Annotated in this window: 9 protein-coding genes and 1 pseudogene; 1 reads left to right on the forward strand and 9 read right to left on the reverse strand. The window is 43.9% G+C overall.

The genetic code is table 11. From position 1 onward, the window contains the following. Window positions 1–64 precede the first annotated feature (64 nt). Both RT422_RS07810 and purL read right to left on the reverse strand, forming a co-directional pair. Window positions 65–1,417 carry a hypothetical protein gene (locus tag RT422_RS07810; RefSeq protein ID WP_065254006.1) on the reverse strand — a complete coding sequence of 451 codons (1,353 nt, stop codon included), beginning with the start codon at window positions 1,415–1,417 and terminating at the stop codon, window positions 65–67. A 72-nt stretch (window positions 1,418–1,489) separates the two neighbouring features. Further along, on the reverse strand, window positions 1,490–5,479 hold the full coding sequence (gene purL / locus RT422_RS07815; RefSeq protein WP_313421903.1) for a phosphoribosylformylglycinamidine synthase: 3,990 nt from the start codon (window positions 5,477–5,479) through the stop codon (window positions 1,490–1,492). 350 nt (window positions 5,480–5,829) lie between these two features. On the opposite strand from purL, the gene RT422_RS07820 reads away from it, so the two are divergent. After that, window positions 5,830–6,336, forward strand: a complete 507-nt coding sequence (locus RT422_RS07820; protein ID WP_284034925.1) for a pyridoxamine 5'-phosphate oxidase family protein — start codon at window positions 5,830–5,832, stop codon at window positions 6,334–6,336. Between the two features lie 126 nt (window positions 6,337–6,462). Here the strand turns inward: RT422_RS07820 and pgsA are convergent, their stop codons facing one another. The 7 genes and pseudogenes from pgsA to glp all read right to left on the reverse strand — a co-directional run bounded on the left by pgsA (window position 6,463) and on the right by glp (window position 12,192). Beyond that, window positions 6,463–7,137: a CDP-diacylglycerol--glycerol-3-phosphate 3-phosphatidyltransferase gene (gene pgsA / locus RT422_RS07825; RefSeq protein ID WP_188874815.1), complete on the reverse strand. Its 675-nt coding sequence runs from the start codon at window positions 7,135–7,137 to the stop codon at window positions 6,463–6,465. Between the two features lie 612 nt (window positions 7,138–7,749). Then, window positions 7,750–8,487 (reverse strand): sulfite exporter TauE/SafE family protein, encoded by a 738-nt coding sequence (locus RT422_RS07830; RefSeq protein ID WP_284034926.1) that lies wholly within the window; start codon window positions 8,485–8,487, stop codon window positions 7,750–7,752. 6 nt (window positions 8,488–8,493) lie between these two features. Further along, the gene (locus RT422_RS07835; protein WP_313421905.1) at window positions 8,494–8,985 is read right to left on the reverse strand and encodes a molybdenum cofactor biosynthesis protein MoaE; all 492 of its coding nucleotides are present in this window, start codon (window positions 8,983–8,985) and stop codon (window positions 8,494–8,496) included. Between the two features lie 37 nt (window positions 8,986–9,022). Next, window positions 9,023–9,286, reverse strand: a complete 264-nt coding sequence (gene moaD / locus RT422_RS07840) for a molybdopterin converting factor subunit 1 (protein WP_065254024.1) — start codon at window positions 9,284–9,286, stop codon at window positions 9,023–9,025. Then, a complete protein-coding gene (moaC, locus tag RT422_RS07845; protein WP_128680472.1) occupies window positions 9,273–9,770 on the reverse strand; it encodes a cyclic pyranopterin monophosphate synthase MoaC in 498 nt (165 codons plus the stop codon). The genes moaD and moaC overlap by 14 nt, the downstream gene beginning before the upstream one ends. Window positions 9,771–9,898: 128 nt before the next feature. Continuing rightward, window positions 9,899–10,906: pseudogene (gene moaA / locus RT422_RS07850) on the reverse strand (GTP 3',8-cyclase MoaA); the annotation flags it as partial. Continuing rightward, window positions 10,906–12,192, reverse strand: coding sequence for a gephyrin-like molybdotransferase Glp (gene glp / locus RT422_RS07855; protein ID WP_313421908.1), 1,287 nt, complete (start codon window positions 12,190–12,192; stop codon window positions 10,906–10,908). The pseudogene moaA and the gene glp, both read right to left, overlap by 1 nt. Window positions 12,193–12,194: the final 2 nt, after the last annotated feature.

Consider the following 12,194-nt stretch of genomic DNA (forward strand, 5'->3'; position numbering starts at 1 on the left):
GTGAAAACCGCCTATGCCTTCGAATAAATCAATAAAGGTGAGATTTTGAAGTTTCATGAATTTTTTAGTTTTGGATATCAACTCTTAAAAGCTTTTTATCAAATTTTTTCAAATCAATATTTATAGGCTCTAGGAAAATATCTGCATCCTCATTTTCCAAAGACTCTTCATTAAACAAATTTACAACTAATCGTGTTAATTGAGTTGAACCATTTTGTTCAAGTCTATATGTACAAGATACACCATCACCAATACCTCTAAATTTATGATATAACTCCAATTCCATTGTGTTTGCATCAAATACAGGATACCCACACAATATATCATTGCTTTCAAAACTACTAACTTCGTTATCATTTTCTTCTAGATATGGAATTTGAAAACTTAGTATTTTACTCTGAACTACCCCATCCTTTAAATTAACAATACTGTAGGCATAACTTGCTTGATATGCGTGCATTGCCAAGAGTGTTTCGAGAATAAATGTATCATTTCCAATTGGATAGAATGACATACCTGAAGAATCATTCTCTGAATACTGAAGCATATCATTGTAAAACTCTTCAAATTCGTCATTCCATTTAATAACTTTAAACCATTCTTTCCTATCACTATTCGTTAATGCGGGAAAGTTCAGATAACTTTCATATTTAACTTGATGTTTAATATCTAAATTATCAGCAAAATTATTTTCGTTTAAAAACTTCTCTAGAAACCTATAAATCCATTCTGCGGAAGCCTTTGTTGAAAGTGAATGTACATCATCATTCTTAGCTTTATTTGCATAATCACATACACTTTTAACTACAAAAGTATAACAATCTTTGTTAACTCCATATACGGCTTTTACGAATGCATAAGCCTCCATGTCTAATCCAATCACTTTTCTATCTTGTAAAGCAAGTATATTAAAAATATCATCCTGTTCAATAACTTTTGTACCAGTTGCTATTGTATCAAAGTGTACCTTGACCTCTTTTTCATCAACGAGTATTTTAGGATTCTCAAATACAAATCGACTTAGGAACTGCTTTAATTCATTTGCTACTTCAAAACTTTTGATTTCAGGTAAAAAAACATCACCTTTTTGTTTACCAGTTTCATAATCGATGATTTTCTTAGATACTATGATGTCGCCTAGCTTTACCTTTCTATCATCACCTGCACAAATTCCTGTCATTAGGGCTATATTAGCCCCAATTTGCGACATCATTCTTGAAGTGTGACACGCACATTCAACTTTTGAATAATCTGGTGGAAAGGTGGCATATATCTCTAATTTTTTTTCCGAAATTTCAGTTTGAAGATAATAATATTCATCATTATTAGGAAGTTTTTTTATAGAAAAAACTCCTAATTTATCCATTAAGGGTTTCAATTCCTCGTACAAAGCACCAACAATAAGAATTTTTAGCATTAACTCATCTCTTGGGAAACTTAAAAATATAAAGGCTCTAATTTAAATTATGTAAAACCCTCAACCAAAATGTTATCTTAAGAATGCCCGAGCATTTCTAAACATCCGCATCCACGCTCCGTCATTGTCCCAAGCTTCAGGTTTCCAGCTGTGGTTATATGCCATCAGATTGCGCTCTGGGTGTGGCATCATCAAAGTCACACGCCCATCGGTGCTACAAATCCCTGTCACCCCTTGCGGTGAGCCATTTGGATTGAGCGGATAATGCTCGGTTGCTGTGCCGAGACTGTCCACATAACGCATCACAATTTGCCCATGTGCGCTCATCCCTGCGATATCGGTATCGCTCAACGTTGCAAAGCCTTCGCCATGTGCCACCGCAATCGGTAGAATGCTCTCTTGCATACCTTTTAACAGCACCGACTTGGTACGTTCAATTTTCACATTCACCGTGCGCGCTTCAAACCGTGCCGATTTATTGGCGATAAAACGGGGGAAATTCTCTGCGCCTGGTATCAAGTCTTTAAGCTGGCTCATCATCTGACAGCCGTTACACACGCCAAGCGAGAAGGTTTCTGGTCGGGTAAAGAATCGCACAAATTGCATGCGTAGTTCATCATGGAACAGTACCGATTTTGCCCAACCAGCGCCAGCGCCAAGCACATCGCCATAACTAAAGCCGCCGCAAGCCACCAGCCCATCAAAGTCACGCAAGTTGACACGCCCTTTGAGCAAGTCACTCATATGCACATCGACGGCTTCTAGCCCTGCGCGTTTAAAGCCTGCCGCCATTTCTAGCTGACCATTCACGCCTTGCTCACGCAAAATGGCGACTTTGGGCTGTACGCTGCGGCTATTGATGTAGGGCGCTTCAATCGCTTGGTTGAGATCATAATTGGCTTGGGCGATTAAGCCTTGATGTGAGTTATCACCAATCAAATCAAAGGCTTGTTGTACGCATTCGGGGTTGTCACGGTTTTTGGCGATATGGTAGCTGACTTTGCTCCATTCTTGCTCAAGCTCGCTACGCTCAAAACGTAAATTTTGCGTGGCTGTTTGGATGAGTAAACTGTCTTCATCGGTGCTTTGACCGACTAGGCTTAACAACTCGCTGACGCCTGTGGTTTCGGCAAGCGCTAGCAATTGAGCCACCTGATGAGTTTTAACTTGAATCACCGCACCGAGTTCCTCAGCAAACAACTGACCGAGCAAATTGTCATCAGATAACACCAATTTTACGCCTTGACGACTGGTAAATTGCATCTCAGCAATGGTGGCAAGCAAACCGCCATCACCAATGTCATGATATGCGGTGATTAAGCCTTGGTTGTTGGCTTGCTGAATAAATTCAAAGAAGTTGATTAAATCCTGCGGATTATCTAGGTCTGGGCAAGTATCACCCAGTTGGCTTAGAGTTTGGGCAAGGATTGAGCCACCCAAACGGAACTGACCTTTTGATAAGTCTAAGCGATAAAAGGCGGTTTCGCCAAGCGCTGAGCTGGTTAGCAATTCTGGGGTTAAGGTTTTGGTGACATCTTGCACAGGGGCAAAGGCAGTGATAATGAGCGACATGGGTGACACCACAGATTTGTTTGCTTGCTCATCTGACCAATTCGCCCGCATCGACAAGCTGTCTTTACCCACAGGAATGGCAATGCCCAGTGCCGGACAAAGCGCTTCGCCCACGGTATACACCGCATCAAACAACGCTTGGTCTTCTTTGTCTTCACCACAGGCTGCCATCCAGTTCGCCGACAAGGTAATGTCTGATAGCTTGGCGATATTCGCCCCTGCGATATTGGTAATGGCTTCAGCAACAGCAAGGCGAGCAGATGCGGCAGGATTAATCAAAGCAACTGGGGTACGCTCGCCCATACTCATGGCCTCGCCTGTCATCGGCTTGCCATCGACAGGGATGAGAGCAGAAGCAGTAACAGCACAGTCCGCCACTGGCACTTGGTAACGTCCAACATATTGGTCACGTACTACCATACCCGTGATGGAACGATCGCCAATGCTGATTAAGAAAGATTTGCTGGCAACCGTTGGGTGACGCAGGACGTCTTTGACCGCTTCAGCCAAATCGACTTTATTAAGATTTAACGCTGTCAAATCTGGCGTGCTACGGCTAAAGCTACGCTGCATTTTTGGCGTGCCACCGAGTAGCACTTGTAGGGGCATATCGACCGGTTGTTGGTCGCCTTTGGTGTTGAGTAGTGGGTCATTGACTACCAACTCACGCACGTCCGTCGCTTCACCCAAAATCGCATACGGACAACGCTCACGCTCACAGATACTATCAAATAGCTCACGGCTTTGTGGACGGATTGCCAATACGTAACGCTCTTGGGCTTCATTTGACCAAATCGCCATTGGCGACATGCCATGCTCAAGCGACGGCACTTTACGCAAATTTAACACAGCACCAAGTTCATGGTCATTCACAAGCTCGGGCATGGCGTTTGACAAACCCCCTGCCCCCACGTCATGAATCGACACAATCGGATTGTTATCTTCATCTGGCTGATTTCCTGCCATCGCCCAACAGCGGTCAATGACTTCTTGACAGCGGCGTTCCATCTCGGCATTGTCACGTTGCACTGACGCAAAATCCAGGCCTTCATCAAGCTCACCACTATCCACCGAACTTGCCGCGCCACCGCCCAAGCCGATTTGCATGGCAGGACCCCCTAGCACAATGAGCAAATCGCCTTGCTGAATCGGATTTTTTTCCACCAAATTGCGTTTGATATTACCGTAACCACCGGCAATCATAATAGGTTTGTGATAGCCCCGCATTTGGCTACCATCTTGGTCTTTTGAGGTATCCAATTGAAATGAGCGAAAATAACCGACTAGATTTGGACGACCAAATTCATTGGAAAACGCCGCACTACCAAGCGGCGCTTGGGTCATGATTTCTAATGCAGACGCCATACGCGCTGGCTTGCCGTAGTCAGCCGTCGAGATTTTTCCGCTGTGCTCCCATTTTTCTGGCATATCAGGCAGCTGCAAATGCGACACATGGAATCCTGCCAAGCCTGCTTTGGGTTTACCGCCACGACCTGTCGCGCCCTCGTCACGGATTTCCCCGCCAGAGCCTGTTGCCGCGCCTGCATAGGGTGCAATCGCCGTTGGGTGATTGTGGGTTTCGACTTTCATCAAGATATCAATCGGCTCTTGATGAAAATCGTATTCCAAATGCTTGTTGTCGCTGTTTAATAGCGGATAAAAACGCTGCCCTTCATGCCCTTTTACCACCGCGGCATTGTCTTTATAGGCGGATAAAATGTCGTTGGGATTTTGCTCGAAGGTATTTTTAATCATGCCAAACAGGGATTTTGGCTGTACTTCGCCATCAATCGTCCATTGCGCATTAAAAATCTTGTGGCGGCAATGCTCCGAGTTGGCTTGGGCAAACATCATGAGCTCAACATCGGTGGGATTGCGTTTGAGTTCATTGACGTAGGCATTCATCAAGTAGTCAATATCTTGGCTCGATAACGCAAACCCAAACTCACGGTTCGCCGACTCTAACGCTTCACGCCCTTTGCCCATCACATCGACATGGTTGAGCGGTGCTGGCTCGTGGTCATCGAATAAGTGCTGAGCCTTTGCCAAGTCATAAAATAGGCTTTGGGTCATGCGGTCGTACAACATCATCTCGATATCATGCGGTAGCTTTTCAGGCAAATTTTCGCCGATGAGCGTATACACCACCAAGCGCTCAACACGGTCAATAGCTATCTCACAATTGTTAAAAATATCCGTCGCTTTACTTGCCCAAGGGCTAATCGTACCAAAACGTGGGCTGACGATGATTTGCAGCGCCTCTTTATTGTCATCTTGGCTTGCTTGATTTTGATTAAGCGCGATTTCGTCACCGTGATTGAGCAAATCTACTGCTTTCTTATAATCGTGTTCTGCCAAATCTTTAGAAAAAATATAAACTTGCTGGCTTTTTAAGTGAGTGATTTTGAGATTGGTTTTTTGGCTAAGGGAATTTAGCAGTTTGGTGGTTTGAAAATCGGTTAAAAATGGGTGTCCAGCGATGATAGTCATAGAAAGTTCCGCTTGCTTTGGGAAAAGTTGGGAAAATAACAGAAAAGTTTGCGGCTATTATAGCATTAAACCCACGGGCGTATCACTTGTCTTGATGGGGATAGACTGTGTTGTCCAACCGTCTTTTTTCTAAAGTGCCTTTCAATTGCGTTACCTTGCGATAACATCGTTAACGGTTTTATACCAATTATTTGCAGCTTTTCGACAGACTTAAACAACAAAAGCCGATATTATTGTCTAAGTTAACGACTTTAACCCAGTTTTAACGTAAATTTTTAACCAGTTAGCAATAAATTTATTAGCATTAAATTCGAGACGTATAATAACCATATAATAACAAGGACCCTCTCATGGCAGATCTTACCAAAGAGCAACATATTGAAAATATTAATAAAGTGATTAAAGGCGTCAAATATGCAATGATGACCACCATTACTGCAGACGAAAAACATTTACATGCGTGCCCAATGACCACCAACAAAAATGAATTAGAAAATGGTAAAATTTGGTTCATCGGCGATCGCAAATCAGAAACTGTCAAAGACTTGGAAAAAAACCCACAAGTCAATTTATCTTATACCTCAAGCGACCAAAAAGACTTTGTATCTATTAACGGTACGGCTAAGCTGGTTAATGACAAAGCCAAACTAGATGAGCTTTGGAGCCCAATTTATGCAGCGTTCTATGAAAAAGGTAAAGAAGATCCTAATGTGCAAGTGATTTGCATTGAATGTAACGGTGCGCAGTATTGGTTAAGCGGTAACACAGTGGTGGATATGTTTAAAATGGTAGCCGCCGCTGCCCAAGAAGGAAAAACTGCAGAAAATCTGGGTGAAAACCATGCCGTGACGTTTTAATTATTGGCTTTAAAAAAATATCACCCCAGTTTTTTAACTGGGGTTTTTTATGGTAAATTTTGAATTCACAGTTGTGTGACAGTAACCAATTTTTTTAAAGTCATTAGCTTTTTTTAAAGTTATCAATTAAGGCTGTTTTAGATAGGGCCATGCCGCTTTTAGATAAATAAACATTGACCATAACGTCAACACCACTGAAATGACCAATAGTAAATACCCCGTCATCTCAAGCGACTCCCAATTGAGCAGTAACACCGTAATTGCCACCATTTGAAAAGTGGTTTTCATCTTGCCGACATATGACACAGCAACGCTCGTACGATTGCCCAGCTCTGCCATCCACTCACGCAAGGCTGAGACGGCAATCTCGCGTGAGATGATAACAATCGCTGAAATCGCCATGACAATGTCAGGATGCCACTGTACCAAAATAATTAGCGCGGCAGCAACCATCAATTTATCCGCCACAGGGTCAAGAAACCGCCCAAATGCCGATGTCATATTGAGCTTGCGGGCAAAGTAGCCATCTAACCAATCAGTAATTGCCGCCAAAATAAATACAGCCGTCAATAAAAAGTGGCGTAGTAGACTATCGCTAAACTGATACATGCCTATATTGGCAATTGCATTGTCACTAATGGCGCTTTGCCCAATCCCCATCGCAGGCGGCCAATAAGCAATCGCCACAAACAGCGGAATCATCACGATGCGCGCAATGGTCAAGTTGTTGGGCAAGTTAAAAATACTGCCCGAGGCAACAGGGGGGTTGGCTGTCTCGTCGGTCACTGGCTTATCGGTCATGGGATTTTTCGTTCATTCTTGTTGTAGGGCGCGGCGTAACGCTAATTTTAGTTGAAATAATTATAACGGTTCTCAAAGTAATGTCATTATGTTTTGCCAATAGTGCTCGTTTTTGTCATACTTTTCAACAATTAAGCCGGCTTACCCTATTGATTTTATGGTATTTTTTACTAAATATGTCATTGTATAAAAAACACTTCAAAAGTAACAGGGTGTAATTAGACAGTCAAAAATTTAGACTTTTATTGATATCATAACGTCCGACAACGAAATAATAATAACAATAAGACTTATTTCGCTATTAGCAAATTTTGCTGTTGTCAGGTTTATTGAAATTTGAATACTTTGTACCCAATTCATCAGTCATAACGTATTAATTTGCGAATTTTTTTATCAATTTTCTATCATACAGTGATTGGAAAATTTTGATAAAGCGCGTTTATTGTCAGAAATTTTCAGACTTTTCACACTTACTTGTGCTTTTCCTCAGCCCATTGCTCACCTCCTGCAATGGGTTTTTTTTATGGCTCAAGGGGTGGCATGAGTGAATGCTGCAATTCATCACATTTTTTAGGTTGGTGCTAGATGCAGCAGTTGGAGTCTACCTAAGCGTCAAAAATTTGCCAGCATTTTCAGCCCTGCAATGACTAATACAAGAGATAATAATTTATTGAGCATGGGGTCGGCAAGACGTTTACTACCATAAGTTGCGCCAATAAAACCCCCTGCACACACCGCTACAAGCCAAATTGGTAGTTGATTTGGCAGTTTCGCCCCTGTCGATAACACACCAAACAAGCCTGAAATTGAATTCACCAAAATAAACCCCGACGCTACACCTGCGACAACTTTAGGGCTTGCCCAACGGTTAAACAATAAAATTGGACTTAAAAACACACCACCACCCACCCCCGTCAATCCCGAAAGCAACCCTAAAACCGCCCCCACGATTGCCAAAATCCATTTTGACACCTGTTTTAATGGTTGCTCGCTGGTGAGTTTTTTGGCAAAGATAAATGAATAAATAGCCGAAAAAATCAGTACCATCCCAACAATCGGCTTATATAAATGACTGGGTAAATGGGTCATTCCCCCGATAAACGCCATCGGTACCGCGGCAATGGCAAGAGGAATAAAAATTTGCCAAGAAAAGTTTTTTGCGGAATAAAATCGCCAAAATGCAATGATGGACACCAAAATATTAAGACATAGCGCAGTAGGTTTCATCATACTTGGCGCAACGCCGACTAACCCCATCATCGCAAGATAGCCCGATGCACCGCCATGCCCGACTGATGAATAGAGCAAGGCAGAAATAAAAAACAGCACGCTTAATAGGGTAGTTGTCATTGCTTGTTAACCATTATTAGAAAGCCACAGACTCTCAGTGCTGTCGGCATAAAATTCTTGTTTCCACACAGGAATATCCGCTTTAATCGCATCCAGTAGCCAACGACACGCATCAAATGCAGGATAACGGTGGGCAGCCACCACCCCAATCCACACCGCCATCTCACCAATCGCAAGGTCGCCAATACGGTGCATGGCAATGGCGTTTTCGATATCAAACTGGGCTTTGGCTTGTTCAACCAGTTTTTTGCCTTGATTGAGTGCCAGTTGCTCGTAGCCGTAATAAGTGAGTTTGCTAACAGGGCGAGCGTTATTGTGATTACGTACCCAGCCTTCAAATGTCGCTAACGCCCCGCAAGTATCGCTCATTAAGGTGTGTTTAAGCCGTCTGTCGTCAATGGCTCGGTCAATTAACGCAAAGCCGCTAGTAATCACGGTTTGGTAGGCTTGGTCTTCACTGATGCTAATGGTGGATGAGCCTTTATGCAATGCATTCATGGTTTTCTCTATATTGTTTAAAGGGCGTACGTGATATTCAACCACCTGCCACAGGCGGAATAAAGGCGACGATATCACCATCTTGAAGCGGCGTTTGCCAGTTGGTAATATGGTGATTGATTGCCACAGCAAGTTTGGTTTGGGCGAGTTTAAACCCGTAGTGTGCGCTTAACGTTTGGTAAAGCTCGGTCAAGTTATCACCGTCAAAGCGGATCGTTTCTTCGTCTTTCCCTGCTTGTTCAGCAAGGCTTGCAAAGTATAAGATGGCTAAATTTTTCTCAGACGTGCTAGGTGTTGGCATAGTCGGATTTGCCCCCTGTTTTGGTGAGTAGCTTGATATCGCTAATGGTGATGTCGTGAGATAATGCTTTGGTCATGTCGTAAATCGTTAGGCAAGCCACCGACACAGCGGTTAAGGCTTCCATTTCCACGCCTGTTTTGTGGGTGACTTTGACAGTGGCAGTGACGTGGATTGAGCAGTTGTTATCATCATACTCAAAGCCGATTTTCACCCCATCGAGTGGCAGCTGGTGGCAAAGCGGAATCAGCTCGTGGGTGCGTTTGCTTGCCATGACCCCTGCGATGTGCGCGGTCTGGGTGATTGAGCCTTTTTTGGTAATGCCGTCGGCGGATTTTATCACTTGGTAACTGTCGCTAGGGAAAATGACTTGCCCTACGGCGGTGGCGGTGCGTTGGGTTATCGTTTTGCCCGATACATCGACCATGGCGATATCGCCGTGTGCGTCTAAATGCGTCAGGTCTAAGGGAGTTAATTGTGTTGTCATGTCTTGGATTTTCACCCCTCAAATGTGGCACAAAATTACATAAACGTATACGCTTATCAAGCTGCGCTTGAATGAGTAAATTTTTCTTAAATTTGCCTATTTTATATTTTAAAAAAACCTGCCATCGATTAGCCGCCAATCATCGACAAATTCGCCATGATACCACTGTCATTTTGCTTGAGTAAATGATGCTCGGGCTTAATTGGCATTAAGCTTTGCAAGGCATGAACCAATCCATCGACATCGCCATTTGCCAAAAACCCTCGCACATCATAACTGCCATTATCAAATAAACACAAATGTACTTTGCCTTGGCTACTCACTCGCAGGCGGTTACAACTGTCGCAGAACTGCGGGGCATAAGGCTCAATCAGCCCAATGCCGCCGACATAATCGGCATGGCGATATTCAATCGCAGGGCCTGCATCGCTTGCTCGACGTTGGGATTGCCAACCATTTTGTAACAAAAAATCTTTGATACGCTGACCACTGCTATGTTGGGCAAAAAACAAAGCTTTATTATCCGAGGTTTGCATAAACTCAATAAAACGGTAAGTGACAGGGCGGTTTTTGACAAAACTTAACACAGATTGCAAGTTATCAAAGGCGGTGTCTGCCATCAAAATACCGTTGAGTTTTAGCTTAATATCGGTGGTTGCTAGCAATGTATCGATGTCTTTTAACAGCGTTGGCAATATATCAAAGCCGGTGATTTGTTTAAAAATGGCGGGGTCAAAGCTGTCGATACTGATGTTAAGCTGATTTAGCCCTGCTGTTTGCCAGGCGGATAAATGCTTGGCAAGCCGATAGCCATTGGAGCTAACCGCCACTGTTTGGATGCCTTGGGTCTGTTTGGCAAGTTCGATGATGCGCGGTAAATCTTGTCGAATCGATGGCTCACCCCCCGTCAGCCGCACTTTAGTGGTACCTAGTTTGGCAAAGGCTTGTATTAAAACATCGATTTCGGATACAGAAAGCTCGTTGTCAGGGCGTTTACCCGCGTTGGCAGTATAGCCATCGGGCAGACAGTAATGACAGCGAAAGTTGCAAAAATCGGTAATCGACAGGCGTAAATAACTTAACTGGCGATGAAAATTGTCCACCAAATTTAATGAAGAATGTTGCGAAGTCATCGTTAGCTAAAGTTCCAACTAAACGGCTGCACTGTCACTATTTCGCCTGCTTTTACCCCTGCATTGTCTTGGGGTAATACAAGCAAGCAATTGGCGTGGCTAAGCTGTTTTACACGGTGGGAGTCTTGGGCAGATAAAGGGGTTACGCTAAAACTGCCGTCTTCATTTTGGCAAAAAACCGCTCGCTGATAATCTTGGCGTCCTGCTCGCTTTTTTATGTCATGTGTAGTTTTGGCAAACAGTTGCAGCGGTTTTGGGATGTCTGATTGTATCACGCCCGATAGTTGCCATAGCGCAGGTTTGACAAAATTAAGGCAGCACACCACGGTAGATAGCGGATTGCCAGGTAACCCAAAATACATGACCGTTTTTTTATCTTGCTCAAACTCCCCAAATATAAAAGGTTTACCTGGTTTCATCGCCACTTTGTAATGGTGAATTTTGCCGAGCGCCTGAATGACTTGGGTTAAAAAATCATAATCGCCCACCGATACACCCGCCGTAGAAATAATCACATCACATTCGGCTATCGCTTGCTGAACAGTGCGTCGAGTGGTCTCAAGGTTGTCAGGGACAATGCCATAATCTTGAATCGCAATCGGCAACTGCTTTAATAACGCTTTTAGCGTGGGCGTGTTGGAATTATAAATTTGGGCAAGCGTTGCCAGCGGCTGTCCCACGTCGACCAGCTCATCGCCGGTGGCAATAATACCAACCGTGAGTGGCTGAAATACCTGCACGCTATCCACGCCTAAATTGGCAAGTAAGCTAATATCGGTGGGGTTTAGGCGTTTACCAATCGTTAAAACAGTTTCGCCTGCTTGCACTTCCTCGCCTTGGCGGCGAATATTTGCGCCCACCTTAGCGGTTTGGGTCAAGCGAATGTGATAGGCTTGGCTGTTATCCAAACTGTGCTGAATGTCGCTAAGGTTGGTGTCTTCCTGCATCACCACCGTGTCGCAGTCATTTGGCACCACCGCGCCGGTAAAAATTCGCACGCCCTGATTGGGTCGCAAACGACCATTAAAAGGTTTACCTGCCCCCGATTCACCGATGATTTCAAGTTGGCTATCGTGGTCAAGATGGCTACCCGTAGCAATCGCAAAACCGTCCATGGATGATAGATTTTGGCGGGGAATATCAAAGGATGCGGCAATATCTTGGGCTAAAATGTGGTTTTGCGCGTCTAACAAACCCACTGTTATCGTCTTTACCTCGCCCGGACGCGACGTTAAATAATTCTCTAGGCGCTCATTAATCGCTTGTTTTAGTTCATTGACAGAAATCATCA

It is taken from the genome of Moraxella sp. CTOTU49803 (genome assembly GCF_032097965.1).
Lineage (GTDB): Bacteria > Pseudomonadota > Gammaproteobacteria > Pseudomonadales > Moraxellaceae > Faucicola > Faucicola tetraodonis.

What these genes read in the sequence shown, in the direction of transcription:
- RT422_RS07820 (WP_284034925.1), top strand. Translation starts at nt 5,830, where the DNA reads ATGGCAGATCTTACCAAAGAGCAACATATTGAAAATATTAATAAAGTG.
- pgsA (WP_188874815.1), bottom strand. Translation starts at nt 7,137, where the DNA reads ATGACCGATAAGCCAGTGACCGACGAGACAGCCAACCCCCCTGTTGCC.
- RT422_RS07830 (WP_284034926.1), bottom strand. Translation starts at nt 8,487, where the DNA reads ATGACAACTACCCTATTAAGCGTGCTGTTTTTTATTTCTGCCTTGCTC.
- purL (WP_313421903.1), bottom strand. Translation starts at nt 5,479, where the DNA reads ATGACTATCATCGCTGGACACCCATTTTTAACCGATTTTCAAACCACC.
- moaC (WP_128680472.1), bottom strand. Translation starts at nt 9,770, where the DNA reads ATGACAACACAATTAACTCCCTTAGACCTGACGCATTTAGACGCACAC.
- moaD (WP_065254024.1), bottom strand. Translation starts at nt 9,286, where the DNA reads ATGCCAACACCTAGCACGTCTGAGAAAAATTTAGCCATCTTATACTTT.
- RT422_RS07810 (WP_065254006.1), bottom strand. Translation starts at nt 1,417, where the DNA reads ATGCTAAAAATTCTTATTGTTGGTGCTTTGTACGAGGAATTGAAACCC.
- RT422_RS07835 (WP_313421905.1), bottom strand. Translation starts at nt 8,985, where the DNA reads ATGAATGCATTGCATAAAGGCTCATCCACCATTAGCATCAGTGAAGAC.
- glp (WP_313421908.1), bottom strand. Translation starts at nt 12,192, where the DNA reads ATGATTTCTGTCAATGAACTAAAACAAGCGATTAATGAGCGCCTAGAG.